Raw genomic sequence first — 14435 nt, 5'->3', positions numbered from 1 at the left:
GGGCGGCTCGTCAGAAAGGCGAAATGTTCAGGAAGAAGCGCTGCAACCAGCCCATGTGCTGGGCCTCGTTGATATAGCCATCGCCCACGTACTCGATGCGGGCATCGGCCACCTGGGTGGAAGGCACGCTGTTCTGGGCGGTGATGGTGCGCGGATTGACCACCCCGGAGAAGCGGATGAACTCGGTGCCCTGGTTGATGGCGATCTGCTTCTCGCCGCGCACCCGCAGGTTGCCGTTGTTCATCACCTCCAGCACCGAGACCGTGATGGTGCCGGTAAAGGAGTTATTGGCCTGGGAACCGCCACCGCCCTGGAAGGCATTGGTCCCGGAGAGGTCGAAGCCGTACTCGGCGAGCCGCTCCAGGGCATCGGGCAACTCCGCCAGGTTAAGGCTCGCCGAGCCGTTGCGGTTGGCGTTGGACTGGGAGTTCTTGCTGGCGCTGACCTCCTCGTCCAGGACGATGGTGAGGATATCCCCGACCATGCGCGGCCGGCGATCCTCGAACAGCGGCTGGTGGCCCCGATGCGCCTGGTAGATGGAACCGTTGGCCAGCGGCGCCGGGCGGTCCGGAATCGCGATCTGCTCCTGCTCCCCCACCACCGAGGCGCGGGGAATCTGGGCACAGCCGGCCAGCACCAGCATGGCCAGGGCCAACAGCATCAGGCCGGCATGTCGCATCACCCCTCCCATCACGTCAATGCCCCTAGAGTTGCGCCAGGCGGGCCAGCATCTCGTCGCTGGTCTGCACCGCCTTGCTGTTGATCTCATAGGCCCGCTGGGTCTGGATCATGTTGACCATCTCCTCCACCACATTGACGTTGGAGGTCTCCACATAGCCCTGATAGAGGGTGCCGACCCCGTCCATCCCCGGCATGTTGACGTTGGCCGGCCCCGAAGCGGTGGTCTCCCGATAGAGGTTACCGCCGATGCTCTCCAGGCCGGTGGGGTTGACGAAGGTGGCGAGCTGCAGCTGGCTGATCTGCTCGCTCTGGCCGTTCGGCGTGGTCACGCTGACGGTGCCATCCTCGCCGATGGAGATCGACAGGGCATTGGGCGGAATGATCACTCCCGGCTCCAGGGGGTAGCCGTTGGCGGTGACCATCTGACCGTTCTGGTCGAGCTGGAAGCTGCCATCCCGGGTGTAGCCGGTGGTGCCGTCGGGCATCAGTACCTGGAAGAAGCCGTTGCCGTTGATGGCCAGGTCCCGAGAGTTCTCGGTGGCTTCCAGGCCGCCCTGGGAGTGCAGGCGCTCGGTAGCCACCGGGCGTACCCCGGTCCCCACCTGCATGCCGGAGGGCAGGCGGTTCTGGATATCGTTGTTGGCCCCGGGTTGGCGCAGGTTCTGGTAGAGCAGGTCCTCGAAGACCGCCCGGGAGCGCTTGAAGCCGTTGGTGCCGACGTTGGCCAGGTTGTTGGAGATCACGTCCATCTGGACCTGCTGTGACTCCAGGCCGGTCTTGGCCGTCCACAGTGAAGAAATCATCGTGCTGTCGTCCTTTGAGTCCGATTAGCCCTGCAGGGAGAGCAAGTTATTAGCCCGCTGGGCATTCTCGTCGGCGGTGCTGATCACCTTCATCTGCATCTCGTAACGCCGCGCCACGTCGATCATCGACACCATCGCCTCGATGGCGCTGACGTTGCTGCCTTCCAGGCTGCCGCTGACCAGGCGCACGTCCTCGTCCTGGGGCAGTGCCCCGGCGGGCGCGCGAAACAGGCCATCATCGCCGCGCACCAGGCCCGCCTCGCCGGGGTTGACCAGCTTGAGGCGCCCCACGTCCATCAGCGCATCCGCCTGCTGCCCCTCGCCGATAGCGCTGACGGTGCCGTCGGCCCCCATGGAGAGTCGCGCGCCGAGCGGCACCACCATGGGGCCACCATCGCCGATCACCGGGTGACCGGCGACCCGCAGCACGCCGTCGCCATCGACCTGGATATCGCCGCGGCGGGTATAGGCCTCGGTGCCGTCCGGGGCCTGCACCGCCAGCCAGCCCTGCCCATCGATGGCCACGTCCAGCTCACGCCCCGTCGTGCTGATGGGCCCCGGCGAGAAGTCGGCCCCCGGGGTGGTGGCAGCCACCGAGGCACGGGTGGGCAAGAGCCCGTCGCCCTGTACCGGCACCGCCCGCATGGCGTGCAGCTGGGCCCGGAAACCGCTGGTGGCGGTATTGGCCAGGTTGTGGCTGACCACCGCCTGCTGGTCCATGCTCTGCTTGGCGCCGCTCATGGCGGTATAGAGGATACGATCCATGGTTCAGGCTCCCATCAGCGCAGGTTGATGGCGGTCTGCAGGACCTCATCCTGGGTCTTGATGGTCTGGGAGTTGGCCTGGTAGGCCCGCTGGGTGACGATCATTTCCACCAGCTCCCGGGCCATGTCCACGTTGGAGGTCTCGATGGCCCCGGACTCGACGGTGCCCAGCAGGCCGGTTCCGGGAACCCCGCGCAGCTCCGCCCCCGACGCCTCGGTGGCCACCCAGCCATTATCGCCCTCCGGCTTCAGGCCCTCCGGGTTGCGGAAGCTGGCCAGGACGATCTGACCGGCGGCCAGCGACTTCTCGTTGGAGTAGTTGCGCATCACGGTGCCATTGCTCTCGATCGTGATGCCCACCAGGGTCCCGGAGGTATAGCCATCCTGAGTCAGATCATTGACCGTGGAGGTATTGGCGAACTGGGTGGTGCCGGTCATATCGAAATCGAATGTCAGATCCGCGAACCCCTCTCCCGCCAGGGGGAAGGTGAGGTTCTCCGAGGTATAGCCATTCAACACACCATTGGCATCGAAGGTCAGGTCCCCAATACTGTCGAAATGCTCACCGGCTCCAGCAGGGCCACCACTAAGACGGGCATTGACTTCCCAGGTATTGGCTCCGGTCTTGGTATAGAACAGCGTCAGGTTGCGGGCATTGCCCTGGGAGTCGAAGACGCTGGCGGAGGTGGAATAGTTATAGGTGGTGGAGTCATCCGCATCGAAAGCCGCTGCGATTACCGGCTCACCGGCATCCAGGTTGAGCTTGAGATTCAGGTTTTCGGTGGCCTGGGCCGGCATATCGTCGGAAGGCACATTGATGGCCACCGGTTCGCCGCCGGCGGCCACCGCGGAGAAGGGGTCGTTGGCATCTTCCAGGCCATAGCCCATGATCTTGGCGCCCTGGGCATTGACCAGGTCGCCATCGGCGTTCATGGAGAGCTGACCGTTGCGGGAGTAGATCACCTCGCCGCTGGGCTGCTGAAAGCGGTAGAACCCCTGGCCGGCGATGGCCAGGTCCAGGTTGCGGTTGGTGGTCTCCAGGTTGCCCTCGGAGAAGTTCTGCAGTACCGCGCTGACCCGGGTGCCAAGGCCCACGGAGCCGGCATAGACATCGGCGAACTGCACGCCGGAGCCCTTGAAGCCGACGGTCTGGGAGTTGGCGATATTGTTGCCCACCACGCCCAACTTGGAGGCGGCGGAGTTCAAGCCACTCAGTGCCTGGGAAAAGCTCATTCTGACTTCCTCTGCGTAAGTGAAAAATGCTTGTTGTCGCGCCCCTGCCGGGCGTCGTTATGGGTCAGTCGCGTTACAGGATCTGCTTGATGTCCTCGAGGCCCACCTGGCCATAGACCGCACCCAGGTCGAGCTTCACCCCGCCATTGGCCCCGGGGATCACCCCGCCCACCATGGCGAAGTTGAGGGCGGTCACGGCGACGGCGTCATCGCCCTGGGTGGCCTCGATCCGCACCCGGTAGGCCCCGGGGGCGGCGGTCTCCCCCTCGCTGGTCTTGCCATCCCAACTGAAGGAGTCGACCCCGGCACTCACCGGGCCCAGGTCGTAGCGATTGATCACCTGGCCATCGCCATTGACGATGGTCACCCGCACATTCTCCGCGGGGCGCGCCAGCTCCACGCCGAAGGGGGTGGTAAAGGCATTGCCGTCCTCATCCTGGTCCAGCAGCACCCGATCGCCGGGCACCAGCACCCCCTGACCGATCAGGGCGCTGGCCTGCAGGCTCTGGCCCGCCTCGATCTGGGAGGTGATGCCATCGAGGGTCTCGTTGAGCTGCTCGATGCCGCTGACGGTATTGATCTGCGCCAGCTGCGAGGTCATCTCCGCGTTCTCCATGGGATTGAGCGGATCCTGGTTCTGCAGCTGGGTGATCAGCAGGGTCATGAAGCTTTCGCGTAGCTCCTGGGACTGGCGCGGCCCCAGGTTGGCGTTGCCGCCGCCGTTGATGCTGCCGAGGACGTTATTACCGATCGGTGAAGTCATGGCTTAGCCCTCTCCCAGGGTCAGGGTCTTGAGCATCAACTGCTTGCTGGTGTTCATCACCTCAACGTTGGCCTGGTAGGAGCGCGAGGCGGAGATCATGTTGACCATCTCGTGCACCGGCTCCACGTTGGGCATCGTCACATAGCCCTGCTCATCGGCCAGGGGGTGCTCGGGACGGTACTCCAGCCGCATGGGGCCGGGGTCCTCCACCACCTGGGTGACCCGCACCCCGCCGACGCCGTGACGCCCCTGGGCCTGGGTCTCGAACATCACCTGCTTGGCCCGATAGGCCTCACCATCGGGGCCGGCCACGCTATCGGCATTGGCCAGGTTGCTGGCGGTAACGTTCATGCGCTGGGACTGGGCGCTCATGGCCGACCCAGAGATATCGAAAACGGAAAACATCGACATATGGCTGCTCCTTTAGCCGCGAGACGATCACTCGGGTTGCATGGCGTTCTTGAGGCCCTGGATGCGGCTATTGATCAGGGTCAGGGCGGCCTGATAACGCACGGCATTGTCGGCGAACTGGGTGCGCTCGCGGTCCATGTCGACGGTATTGCCGTCCAGGCTCGGCTGGTCCGGCACCCGATAGAGCAGGTCGTTGAGCCCGGAAGCCGGCCCCTGGCCGGGCAGATGCCGCGCCGAGGTGGTGGCCAGGCCCAGGCCGGCCCCGGCGGCCCGCCCCTGGCTCATCACCCGGGACAGCTCGCTGGCGAAATCGAAGTCACGCGCCTTGTAGTTGGGCGTATCGGCGTTGGCGATATTGCTGGCCAACACCTCGTGGCGCTGGTTGCGCAGGCTCAGGGCCTCCTGATGGAAGCGCAGCGACTCGGACAGCTGATCGATCATGGGCACGTCCCCGTGGCCGATAGAAAAAGACGAGGGTGAAGGATAGCCATCCCCCTGTCAGGCCAAAGGCATGAACAGCCGCGCAATTCGCGGTCATTTCGACTGCTTCGGCGCCGCCGGTGGGCATAGAATCGAAGGCCACACTTCTCCCCGGCGACTCACCATGTCACTGCTGCCACGCCTGCTGCTCCTCGCCCTGGTCCTGCTGCTGCCTCTCTCGGTCGCGGCCGAGAGCGACGACGCGCCCCTGCTCGAGGCGGTGCATGCCTTCCTCTATGACCAGAGCCGGGCCCTCGGCGACGAAGTGATGATCGAGGTCCACCCCCCGACGGCGCAGTTCCCCGCCTGCGAGTCGCCGACCCCCTTTATCCCGGGCCAGCGGGCGCTGTCCCCGGGGCGGGTCTCGGTGGGGGTGCGTTGCGGCGAGGACGGCCGCCAGGTGCGGTATCTCCAGGCCCAGCTGACGCTCTTCGGCGACTACCCGGTGGCGGCGCGCCAACTGCGCCCGGGGGAACGCCTGGGCCCGGATGACCTGCGCCTGGAGCGCGGCGACCTGAGCCGCCTGCCCCACCAGGCGGTGACGGAGATCGAGACGGCCCTGGGCCTGCAACTGACCCGCCCGATAAACGAGGGTCGCCCCTTGCTGGCGTCGATGCTGCGTGCCGAGCCGCTGGTGGAGCGCCGCCAGCGGGTGGTGGTCGAGGCCCGGGGCCAGGGCTTCCGGGTCAGCCGCGAGGGCGAGGCCCTGGACGAGGGCGGGCGCGGCGAGCGGGTGCGGGTGCGTCTGAGCGGCCGCGAGATCATCGAAGCCGAGGTGATCGGCCCCGGGCGCCTGGCCGTGACGTTCTGAGCGCCCCACCGAGAAGCCGGCGATTTTCTTGGTCACGGGGTTAAAGTCAGCGGCGCGAGCGCCGATAATAGGGGTAAGCACCCCCGGCGAGAGGCATTAGGCGTGAAGATCGACAATTCTCATCCCCCCCAGCGACCCACTCAGGCGGAGACCCACCGCCAGGAGAAGGCGACCGCCAAGGGCGCGGCGGGGCAGCCCCCGAGCACCCCGGCGGCGGTGGCGCACCTGAGCCAGAAGGCCCAGGACGCCAGTCAGGACATCGATAGCCTGAGGGTCAACGAGATTCGCCAGGCGATCAGCGAAGGGCGGCTGGAAGTGCGCGCCGAGCGCATCGCCGATGGTCTGATCAAGAGCCTCGGAGAGCTCTGATGGGCCTGGCCACGCACCTCGCGCGCCAGCAGCGGCGCCTCGACGCCCTGCTCGAGACCCTGCGCGAGGAGACCAGCGCCCTGGCCAGGGCCCGGGTGGATGGCGACGAACTCGCCCGCCTGGCCGAGACCAAGCAGCGCCTGTTTCAAGAGCTCGATACCCTGGAGCGCCAGCGCCGCCAGGCCCAGGCCAGGCTGGGCTACGCCGAGGGTCGCGAAGGCGCTCGCCAGGCCGCCTTCGATGCCGACTGCCTGGACGCCTGGCAGGCCCTGATGGCCCTGGCCGAGCGGGTTCGCGAACTCAACGCCACCAATGGCGAGCTGATTCTCGAGCGCATGCGCCAGAATCAGCAGATGCTCGATTTCCTGCGCGAGGCCGCCGGCACGCCGCTTTATGGCCCCGATGGCCAGGCCCGCCAGCGTGACAGCCGGGTCAGCTCCCGGGCCTGAGCCCTCGCCTCTCGCACCAACGACATCGCCCAGGCCAAGGCCTGGGCGATGTCGTGTCTTGCCGTTTGCTGGTGACGTCAGGCCGCCTCGAGCGTGACCTCGTAGCCGGTAAACTTGCGCAGGTTGATCACCCCGCTGTCGAGGATCAGGTACTGCCCCTTGAGCCCCATCAGGGTGCCCTCCACCACCGGCTGCTTGTCGAAGTTGTGGGAGACGATCTTGCGGGGGTACTCCACGACCGGATAGTCGAGGCTGACCGGGGCGGCATCGACAACGCGAATGGCCTCGGCACCGAAGCGCTCGCGCAGCGCCGCCAGGCCGCTATCCAGCCGCGCCAGCAGCCGATCCCGTTCCTCGACGAGATCCAGCGGCGCCACCTCCCCCTTGAGCATGGCCCGCCAGTTGGTGCGATCGGCCACCTCTTCCTTGAACAGGGTCTCCACCAGGCCCGACTGCTGGCGGGTCGCCACCTCGAGGATCGGCAAGGCCTGGATGGCGCCCTGGTCGAGCCAGCGGGTCGGCACCTGGGTGCCCCGGGTAATGCCCACCTTGAGTCCCGAGGAGTTGGCCAGGTAGACCACATGGGGCTGGAAGCAGTGACGTTCGGCCCACTCCGGCTCGCGACAGGTGCCGGCGAAGAAGTGACAGGTCTCCGGCTTGACGATGCAGGTATCGCACTGGGCGAGCTTCTTGAAACAGGGGTAGCAGTAGCCCTGGGCGAAACTCTTCCGGGTGGCCCGGCCGCAGTGGGTGCAGGCGATGGCGCCGCTCCAGGTCAGCCGCAGCGGGCGGCCGAGGCGCTCATTGAGGTCGATGCGCCAGTCGCCGGCGCGCAGCGCATAGCGGGCCGGCTCGCTCCCCTGCCCCGGCTCGATGGCCATCTTGCTCAGGCAGCCGCTGGCCAGTGTACTCAGTTCACCCACTTGATCTCGTCCTCGCCACTCTGCTGGGAACCGCAGCTGGTGCGCTCCAGGTATCCGACCCGCGCCGATTCCGGGACGCCGTGTTCCACCTCGTACTTGAGCACCGCCTCCAGGCAGAGCTCCAGTTGCGCCTCGCTGAGGCGACGCCCGTCGGGCCACTTGCGCAGCTCCACCGCCTGCTTGAGGCTGGCATAGATCGCCGGGGTCATCTGGCGAATCATCTTCTCGAAGGTCATCTCGCTCATGGTCACTCCTCAGGATTGGCGGGCGCGGCCCGAATAATACCAGCCCAGGGCCAGGCCCACGACCAGCCCGCCCAGGTGGGCCTCGTTGGCCACGTTGCCGAAGCCCACCGCCGCGGCCATGTCGGTCATGGTGAAGACCATCCAGCCGAGCATGAAGACCACCAGCATCTGGGGCACGAAGAAGCCGCTCTGGGGGGCCCGCCGCGACATCAGCCACACATAGCCGAGCAGGGCGAAGTCGACCCCGGACATGCCGCCGAAGAGCACCGTGCCGGTGGCGTACTGGGCCAGGTTGGCCCCCACACCACTCAGGGCCACGATCAGCAGCATGCGGCCACGCCCATGCAGCGCCTCGATCTGGCGCCCGAAATACCAGAGCCAGAGCATATTGAAGATCAGGTGCATCCAGCCGAAGTGCAGCAGCGCCGGGGTAAACAGCCGCCAGGGCTGTCCGAAGAGCACGTCGCTCATATCGCCCACCACCAGGCTGCCGCGGGCCACCGCCAGGGGCACGATGGCAAGCCAGGCAATCACCAGATCGCCGAATAGCGCCATCAGGCCGAAGACCGCCAGGCAGGCCGCCAGCAGGCTGGCGGTGACCGGCGCCAGGCGGAAGGGCGTCAACCAGGCGGGGGATTGGGGGGCGCTGCGCCGCGCTGCCCCCTGTGGCATCAGCGGCTCGCCGCGCTGCCAACGCTCGATGAGCTGCAGTAGCTGCTGATGCTGCTCCGGGTCGGCCAGCCACAGGATGTAGCCCTCCTCGTCCTCGGTGAAGCGATGACCGATGCGGTGGGCCCAGAGGGCCTGACGCAGGGGGCGGGTATCCACATCGCGGGGCAGGGTCAACACCTTGTACATGGGGCAGCGGTCCTCGAAGGGTTCCCGGCTAGTTTACCATTGGCGGCTTAGGCAAGGCCCTATGTCACCCCCAAGCCACCACCGTGGTTTCTGTGGGAGCTCGGATTCCGAGCGATTGGCGCCGCCAGGCGCCTTGGGGCTTACCAGGATCGCCCTTCGGGCGATATCGCGCGGAATCCGCGCTCCCACAATGGTGTTCACATCAGAGTACGAAGAACCTAAAAAGTCCGGCCGGAACCGGAATCAGCGGGCCGCCGCGGCCATTTTTGACAACCGCAAAAGAAAAAGTCCGACCGGATCCAGGATCAGCGGGCCGCCGCGGCCCACTCTTTCAGCTCCAAGGCACAAAGAAAAAGTCCGGCGGAGGGGGCCGCCGGACAAGAGCAAGGGATCATTCAAGGGAACACCTACTGAGATGGTCGGCTGACGACTTGGTTCAGTGCCGTTCCCGGGAATTTTGTAACCCTTTGTATCAATCGCAGTCGATCTCCCAGGGCCGCGGCCGGGCCTGCTCGTCCCGGGGCACTTCTACCCAGACGAAGTGGTCGGCATTGAGTCGCGCCTCGCCGCTCCAGCGGTAGGCCACCAGGCGACCGAACTTCACCGCGCTGTAGTCGAGGCAGGCGATATTGTGGGTCGGCAGGGCCGGGATGCCCTCGCACCAGTAGTGGCCAATAAACAGCGGCGGCTCCTCGGGACCGTAGTAGCTGAGACTCTCCCGCTCGCCGCGACTCAGGGGGCGCCACTCCAAGTCGCCGGGCAGGTTGTCGGGCTGGAAGACCACGTCGCCATAGGTGCGCGGGTGGTGGGCCCAGAAGTGGGTGCGGAAACTCTGGCGGGTAAAGCCATCCCCGGAGTGGATGCTGATGTTCTCCGGCAGCCGCAGGTGGCTGCCCCGGGTCAGGCGATCGAGGATGCGAAAGGCCTCGGTCCCGGGATGCACCGACTCGCGGAGGAAGGCGTCATCCATGCGCGCCTCGGGCAGCCGGGCCTTGAGCGCGGCCACCAGGGCGTGATCCCAGCAGGCATGCACCACCCGCAGCCCCTCGAGATCGAGCACCAGCGGAATTTGCATGAACCAGGCCAGGGTGTCGTCCCACTCCGCCGGGTGGTCGTGGTATTGCTCCAGGGTCTCCTTGATGATGCGGTTATGTCGGGGGCTGTGGGGCCGCAGCCACCCCTGGCCATCGCCATCCGGGTGGCAGTAGGCCAGGGCGTTGTACTCGTGATTGCCCATCACGATCAGCGCCTCGCCCTCCTCCACCATGCGCCGGGCGATAGTGACCGCCAGGCGAATTCGCGGTCCCCGGTCGATCAGGTCGCCGAGGAAGATCGCCTTGCGTCGCGGATGGCGGTAGACACCGCCGCGCTGGTGATACCCCAGCTTCTCGAGCAGGGCCCCCAGGGTGGCGCCACAGCCGTGGACGTCACCGATCAGGTCATAGCCTTCGACGCGATTCATGTCAGCTCCCTAGACGGCTGCCCCAGCCGAGCTTGTTGCGGCACACCTCGTAGAAATTATGGCCCGGCGGATGCACCAGTTTCAGCCGCTGGGGCTTGCGCCGCACATAGAGGACATCGTCGGGCTTGGAGACCACCCGGGTCTGGCCATCGCAGCTGACGTGGGGATAGGCCTCGTTGGTCTCGCCGATATGAATGCGGATCTCCGAGGCAGCATCGATGACGATGGGGCGACTGGAGAGGGTATGCGGGAACATCGGCACCAGGGTGATGGCATCGATGCGCGGGTGAACGATGGGCCCCCCCCCGGAGAGGGCATAGGCGGTGGAGCCGGTGGGGGTGGCGATGATCAAGCCATCGCTGCGCTGGCTATAGACGAACTGGCCATCGATGAACAGCTCGAATTCGATCATGCGCACCGCCTTGCCGGGGTGCACGACGACATCGTTGAGGGCATCGGCGCCGCCCACCGGGGCATCGTTGCGATAGACCTCGGCGTCGAGCAGGAAGCGTTCCTCGATCTCGTAGTCGCCGCCCAGCACCTGCCCGACCTTCTCCTCCAGGTCGTCCGGGGAGATATCGGTGAGAAACCCCAAGCGCCCGCGATTGACGCCGAGCACGGGGGTGCCGCTGCGACAGAAGGCGCGGGCCGCCCCCAGCAGGCTGCCGTCGCCCCCCACCACGATCACCAGGTCGCAGATCTCGCCCAGCAGGCTGCGGCTGGCCTCCTGCTGGCCGTGGTCGAGCAGCACGGTGGCGGTGCGATCCTCGAGGATCACATGGTAGCCCCCCTGATGGAGGAAGCGGATCAGGCGCTTGAGGGTATCCACGACCTGGGCGCTGCCCAGGCGGCCGATCAGGCCGATGGTCTTGAAGGCTGTCATAGGCTCGGCGTCTCCCTTCGGGGCCGCTCATTATGCGGCCCCGAAGAGACCCGAGCAAACCTGGCCTGGGGCTCAGGCCCGGGCCGGCAGGCCGCGGCGACGCACCCACCACTCGTTGACCAGCAGCGAGCCGACGATGATGGCGCCGCCCAGGGCCAGCCGCGGCAGGTCCGCCTCGCGGTTCCAGATCAGCAGGTTGACCAGCAGCCCCGCCGGGACCAGGGCATTGTTCATGATCGCCAGGGCGCCGGCATCCACCAGGGTCGCCCCCTTGTTCCACAGGAAGTAACCGAGCCCCGAGGCCACCAGCCCGAGCCAGGCCAGCACGCCCCAGTGCACTGCCGTGGAGGGCAGCCGCTCGGCGTTGCCGAAGAGCAGGAAGGCGGGCACCACCAGGGCCAGGGCCCCCAGGTAGAACCAGCCGAAGGCGCTATGCTGGGGCAGATCCCCGGGCAGCCGCGGCGCCAGGTGACGGTAGGCCACCTGACCGAAGGCGAAGCAGAGGTTGGCCCCCTGCACCACCAGGAAACCCAGCCAGAAACCGCTGTCCACCCCGTCGTAGCGGATCACCGCCGCCCCCAGGACGGCGATGGCCGCGGTGACCAGGTAGAATGGCGAGAAGCGACGGGCCAGGGCATCATCGAGCAGGGTCACGTAGAGTGGCGTGAAGATGGTGAAGAGCAGCACTTCCGGCACCGACAGCAGCAGGAAGGACTGGTAGAAGAAGATATACATCAGCCCCAGTTGGATGGCACCGATGCCCATCAGCGCCAGCTTCTGGCCGCCCGGTAGCCGGCGCGGCTTCAGGAAGGGCAGGAACAGCAGCGCCGCCAGCAGAATGCGCACCAGCACCGCGAAGTAGCTGTCCACCTGGCCGGCCAGGTAGACGCCGATCAGCGAGAAGGAGAAGGCCCAGAGGCCGGTAATTCCGATCAGATAGCCCATGGTAAACCCCAAGGATAAGAAAAGTTGACCGCGATTATACGCCTCGCCGAGCGCCTGACCAGTATCCGCCGACTCGATTTCGTCTCACGCCCGGGCCCCGACTCCCGCAGTGGCTGGGCGGGCCGGGCCCGGGGTGAGGTCCGGGTCGAGGTGTGCGAGGAGGCGCAAGGCAAGACGATCCGCTTCCACGAGAGCGGTACCTTTCTCCTCGAGGGGCGATCGACGCCGGTCCCCTTCGGCAACTGCTACCGCTGGGAAATCGGCGACGCCCGTATCGCCCTCTTCCACGAGCGGCGCGGCGCCGACCGGGCGGTATGGCTCTTCGACCTGATCGCCGAAGGACCGGAGACCCTGGTCAGCGCCGAGGCGCACTTGTGCGGCGCGGATCGCTACCGGGCCCACCTGGCACTGGTGGAAGACGGCTTCGACCTCTCCTGGCGCATCCAGGGGCCCCGCAAGGACGAGCACCTCGGCTATCGCTACCGGCGCTGAACACCAAGAGGCCCCGGGCAGGCGCTGCCCGGGGCCTCGTACGCTGGCAACCGATGCTCAGTAGCGAGTGCCGGCGGCCATCCACTCCTCCATCATCTGGTCATAGGGCACGGTCTGCCCCGCCGGCCGCTCGTTCTCCAGGCGCGGCTTGGGGGCGCCGGGCTCGTTGAGCCAGAACTCGGGATCGCGCTCGTCATTGAGCAGCGGCGCATAGGTCTCGAAGACATTGGCCCGGGCCAGGCGCCCCATCAGGTTGTCGAGGCCCGCGGCCAGGTTGTCCAGCGCCTGCTGCGGCGTCACCTCGCCGCTGACCGCCGGAGCCAGGTTCTGCCACCACAGGGGCGCCATGCGCGGGTAGTCGGGCACGTTGGTCCCGGTGGGCGTCCAGTTGGACTCGTTGGGGCTGCGATAGAACTCCACCAGCCCGCCCAGCCGCGGCGCCATCTCGGTCAGGGTGTCGGAGAAGATATCGGAGCGGCGAATCGGCGTCAGGCCATGGAGCAGCTTCTCCAGGGAGACCGTCTTGGCCACGCTGAACTGGGCGAAGAGCCAGGCCGCGGTGCGCCGATCCTCCGGGGTGGAGTCGAAGAAGGTCCAGGAGCCCACGTCCTGATAGCCGACCTTCATGCCCTCCTCCCAGTAGGGCCCCACCGGCGAGGGCGCCATGCGCCACAGGGGGTTGCCCTCGTCATCGGTCACCGGCAGCCCCGGATCGGTCATGTCGGCGGTAAAGGCGGTGTACCAGAAGATCTGCTGGGCGATATTGCCCTGGGCCGGCACCGGCCCCGCCTCGCCGAAGGTCATGCCCTGGGCCTCGGGGGGCGCATAGTCACGCAACCAGTCGACCATCTTGGTCACCGCGAAGACCGAGGCCGGCGAGTTGGTGGCGCCGCCACGGCTGACGCTGGCGCCCACCGGGCGACTCTGGTCATCGACACGGATGCCCCAGTCATCCACCGGGTTGCCGAAGGGCACTCCCGGGCTACCCATGCCCGCCATGGAGAGCCAGGAGTCGTGGAAACGCCAGCCCAGGGAGGGATCCCGCCGCCCATAGTCCATATGGCCATAGACCCGGACGCCATCGATCTCCTGGACATGCACGGAGAAGAACTCGGCGATATCCTCGTAGGCGGTCCAGTTGGTGGGCACGCCCAGCTCATAGCCGTAGCGCTCGCGGAACTGGTCCTGGAGGTCCTCGCGCTGGAACCAGTCATGGCGGAACCAGTAGAGGTTGGCGAACTGCTGGGTGGGCAGCTGATAGAGGCTACCATCGGGACCGGTGGTGTACTGGATGCCGATGAAGTCATCCAGGTCCAGGCTCGGCAGGGTGAAATCGGCCCACTCGTTGGCCATCGCCTCGGAGAGGTTGATGGTGGTGCCATAGCGAATATGGGTACCGATGGCATCGGAGTCGTTCACATAGGCATCGTAGATATTGCGCCCCGACTGCATCTGGGTCTGCATGTTGTCCACCACATCACCCTCCCCGATGATGTTGTGGGTCACCTCGATGCCGGTGATCTCGCCGAAGGCCCGGGCCAGGACATCCCGCTCGTACTCGTGGGTCGCCAGCCCCTCCGCCACGGTATTGATGCTCATGCCGCGGAACGGCTCGGCGGCCCGGGCAAACCACTCCAGCTCGGCGATCTGCTGCTCGCGGGTCAGGGTGGAGTGCTGGAAGACCTCGTCCACCCAGCGCTCGATGGCGGCCCGGCGCTGATCATCGATGGCGTGTGCCCCGCCCGAGGCGATCAATAGCCCGGAGGCGACGACCGCCAGGCCCAGTCTGTTGTTCTTCATATTGACCTCTTCTCGCTTATGGAAGCCATCCTGGCCTTGGGATGATGGCGGCGTCCCTGCCGC

Annotated in this window: 18 protein-coding genes; 4 read left to right on the top strand and 14 right to left on the bottom strand. The window is 66.5% G+C overall.

Annotation, left to right across the window (positions count from 1 at the left end; all coding sequences use genetic code 11):
- Positions 1–10 precede the first annotated feature (10 nt).
- From IHD13_RS06285 to flgB, 7 genes are all read right to left on the bottom strand, one after another.
- Entirely contained in the window at positions 11–679 is a 669-nt protein-coding gene (locus IHD13_RS06285) for a flagellar basal body L-ring protein FlgH (RefSeq protein WP_230086166.1), read from the bottom strand.
- A 25-nt stretch (positions 680–704) separates the two neighbouring features.
- The gene (gene flgG / locus IHD13_RS06280) at positions 705–1484 is read right to left on the bottom strand and encodes a flagellar basal-body rod protein FlgG (protein ID WP_195860181.1); all 780 of its coding nucleotides are present in this window, start codon (positions 1482–1484) and stop codon (positions 705–707) included.
- Positions 1485–1508: 24 nt separating this feature from the next.
- The gene (gene flgF, locus IHD13_RS06275) at positions 1509–2249 is read right to left on the bottom strand and encodes a flagellar basal-body rod protein FlgF (RefSeq protein WP_195860180.1); all 741 of its coding nucleotides are present in this window, start codon (positions 2247–2249) and stop codon (positions 1509–1511) included.
- A gap of 14 nt (positions 2250–2263) precedes the next feature.
- Complete coding sequence (gene flgE, locus IHD13_RS06270; RefSeq protein WP_195860179.1) at positions 2264–3481, bottom strand: flagellar hook protein FlgE; 1218 nt, start codon at positions 3479–3481, stop codon at positions 2264–2266.
- A 73-nt stretch (positions 3482–3554) separates the two neighbouring features.
- Complete coding sequence (gene flgD, locus IHD13_RS06265) at positions 3555–4244, bottom strand: flagellar hook assembly protein FlgD (RefSeq protein WP_195860178.1); 690 nt, start codon at positions 4242–4244, stop codon at positions 3555–3557.
- A 3-nt stretch (positions 4245–4247) separates the two neighbouring features.
- Positions 4248–4655 carry a flagellar basal body rod protein FlgC gene (flgC, locus tag IHD13_RS06260; protein WP_195860177.1) on the bottom strand — a complete coding sequence of 136 codons (408 nt, stop codon included), beginning with the start codon at positions 4653–4655 and terminating at the stop codon, positions 4248–4250.
- 27 nt (positions 4656–4682) lie between these two features.
- Positions 4683–5096: a flagellar basal body rod protein FlgB gene (gene flgB, locus IHD13_RS06255; protein WP_195860176.1), complete on the bottom strand. Its 414-nt coding sequence runs from the start codon at positions 5094–5096 to the stop codon at positions 4683–4685.
- A gap of 163 nt (positions 5097–5259) precedes the next feature.
- Here flgB and flgA point away from each other — a divergent pair, with 163 nt between their 5' ends.
- The 3 genes from flgA to IHD13_RS06240 all read left to right on the top strand — a co-directional run bounded on the left by flgA (position 5260) and on the right by IHD13_RS06240 (position 6764).
- A complete protein-coding gene (gene flgA / locus IHD13_RS06250) occupies positions 5260–5946 on the top strand; it encodes a flagellar basal body P-ring formation chaperone FlgA (protein ID WP_195860175.1) in 687 nt (228 codons plus the stop codon).
- 102 nt (positions 5947–6048) lie between these two features.
- Positions 6049–6315 carry a flagellar biosynthesis anti-sigma factor FlgM gene (flgM, locus tag IHD13_RS06245; protein WP_195860174.1) on the top strand — a complete coding sequence of 89 codons (267 nt, stop codon included), beginning with the start codon at positions 6049–6051 and terminating at the stop codon, positions 6313–6315.
- The gene (locus IHD13_RS06240; protein WP_195860173.1) at positions 6315–6764 is read left to right on the top strand and encodes a flagella synthesis protein FlgN; all 450 of its coding nucleotides are present in this window, start codon (positions 6315–6317) and stop codon (positions 6762–6764) included. The genes flgM and IHD13_RS06240 overlap by 1 nt, the downstream gene beginning before the upstream one ends.
- A 77-nt stretch (positions 6765–6841) precedes the next feature.
- On the opposite strand, the gene IHD13_RS06235 is transcribed toward IHD13_RS06240, so the two are convergent.
- The 6 genes from IHD13_RS06235 to IHD13_RS06210 all read right to left on the bottom strand — a co-directional run bounded on the left by IHD13_RS06235 (position 6842) and on the right by IHD13_RS06210 (position 12080).
- Positions 6842–7645, bottom strand: a complete 804-nt coding sequence (locus IHD13_RS06235; protein WP_195860211.1) for a DUF2797 domain-containing protein — start codon at positions 7643–7645, stop codon at positions 6842–6844.
- A gap of 29 nt (positions 7646–7674) precedes the next feature.
- Positions 7675–7932 (bottom strand): YeaC family protein, encoded by a 258-nt coding sequence (locus IHD13_RS06230; protein ID WP_195860172.1) that lies wholly within the window; start codon positions 7930–7932, stop codon positions 7675–7677.
- Positions 7933–7941: 9 nt separating this feature from the next.
- The gene (locus tag IHD13_RS06225) at positions 7942–8790 is read right to left on the bottom strand and encodes a rhomboid family intramembrane serine protease (protein WP_195860171.1); all 849 of its coding nucleotides are present in this window, start codon (positions 8788–8790) and stop codon (positions 7942–7944) included.
- A 472-nt stretch (positions 8791–9262) separates the two neighbouring features.
- Entirely contained in the window at positions 9263–10252 is a 990-nt protein-coding gene (locus IHD13_RS06220; protein ID WP_195860170.1) for a metallophosphoesterase, read from the bottom strand.
- 1 nt (position 10253) lies between these two features.
- Positions 10254–11135, bottom strand: coding sequence for an NAD(+) kinase (locus tag IHD13_RS06215; RefSeq protein WP_195860169.1), 882 nt, complete (start codon positions 11133–11135; stop codon positions 10254–10256).
- Between the two features lie 72 nt (positions 11136–11207).
- Complete coding sequence (locus tag IHD13_RS06210; RefSeq protein WP_195860168.1) at positions 11208–12080, bottom strand: carboxylate/amino acid/amine transporter; 873 nt, start codon at positions 12078–12080, stop codon at positions 11208–11210.
- Between the two features lie 24 nt (positions 12081–12104).
- On the opposite strand from IHD13_RS06210, the gene IHD13_RS06205 reads away from it, so the two are divergent.
- Positions 12105–12572: a DUF6314 family protein gene (locus IHD13_RS06205; protein WP_195860167.1), complete on the top strand. Its 468-nt coding sequence runs from the start codon at positions 12105–12107 to the stop codon at positions 12570–12572.
- 57 nt (positions 12573–12629) lie between these two features.
- Here the strand turns inward: IHD13_RS06205 and IHD13_RS06200 are convergent, their stop codons facing one another.
- Positions 12630–14372, bottom strand: a complete 1743-nt coding sequence (locus IHD13_RS06200) for an ABC transporter substrate-binding protein (RefSeq protein ID WP_195860166.1) — start codon at positions 14370–14372, stop codon at positions 12630–12632.
- Positions 14373–14435: the final 63 nt, after the last annotated feature.

Source organism: Halomonas sp. 328 (assembly GCF_015645095.1).
In the GTDB taxonomy this organism is placed as follows: Bacteria; Pseudomonadota; Gammaproteobacteria; order Pseudomonadales; family Halomonadaceae; genus Bisbaumannia.
Note: the sequence above shows the minus strand (reverse complement) of the source record. Positions and strands in the feature narration are given on the sequence as shown.

Coding starts and splice junctions, on each gene's coding strand:
- IHD13_RS06235 (WP_195860211.1), bottom strand. CDS start 7,645: ATGGCCATCGAGCCGGGGCAGGGGAGCGAGCCGGCCCGCTATGCGCTG.
- flgE (WP_195860179.1), bottom strand. CDS start 3,481: ATGAGCTTTTCCCAGGCACTGAGTGGCTTGAACTCCGCCGCCTCCAAG.
- flgD (WP_195860178.1), bottom strand. CDS start 4,244: ATGACTTCACCGATCGGTAATAACGTCCTCGGCAGCATCAACGGCGGC.
- IHD13_RS06225 (WP_195860171.1), bottom strand. CDS start 8,790: ATGTACAAGGTGTTGACCCTGCCCCGCGATGTGGATACCCGCCCCCTG.
- IHD13_RS06215 (WP_195860169.1), bottom strand. CDS start 11,135: ATGACAGCCTTCAAGACCATCGGCCTGATCGGCCGCCTGGGCAGCGCC.
- flgA (WP_195860175.1), top strand. CDS start 5,260: ATGTCACTGCTGCCACGCCTGCTGCTCCTCGCCCTGGTCCTGCTGCTG.
- IHD13_RS06210 (WP_195860168.1), bottom strand. CDS start 12,080: ATGGGCTATCTGATCGGAATTACCGGCCTCTGGGCCTTCTCCTTCTCG.
- IHD13_RS06220 (WP_195860170.1), bottom strand. CDS start 10,252: ATGAATCGCGTCGAAGGCTATGACCTGATCGGTGACGTCCACGGCTGT.
- IHD13_RS06200 (WP_195860166.1), bottom strand. CDS start 14,372: ATGAAGAACAACAGACTGGGCCTGGCGGTCGTCGCCTCCGGGCTATTG.
- flgC (WP_195860177.1), bottom strand. CDS start 4,655: ATGTCGATGTTTTCCGTTTTCGATATCTCTGGGTCGGCCATGAGCGCC.
- flgG (WP_195860181.1), bottom strand. CDS start 1,484: ATGATTTCTTCACTGTGGACGGCCAAGACCGGCCTGGAGTCACAGCAG.
- IHD13_RS06285 (WP_230086166.1), bottom strand. CDS start 679: ATGCGACATGCCGGCCTGATGCTGTTGGCCCTGGCCATGCTGGTGCTG.
- IHD13_RS06230 (WP_195860172.1), bottom strand. CDS start 7,932: ATGAGCGAGATGACCTTCGAGAAGATGATTCGCCAGATGACCCCGGCG.
- flgB (WP_195860176.1), bottom strand. CDS start 5,096: ATGATCGATCAGCTGTCCGAGTCGCTGCGCTTCCATCAGGAGGCCCTG.
- IHD13_RS06240 (WP_195860173.1), top strand. CDS start 6,315: ATGGGCCTGGCCACGCACCTCGCGCGCCAGCAGCGGCGCCTCGACGCC.
- flgF (WP_195860180.1), bottom strand. CDS start 2,249: ATGGATCGTATCCTCTATACCGCCATGAGCGGCGCCAAGCAGAGCATG.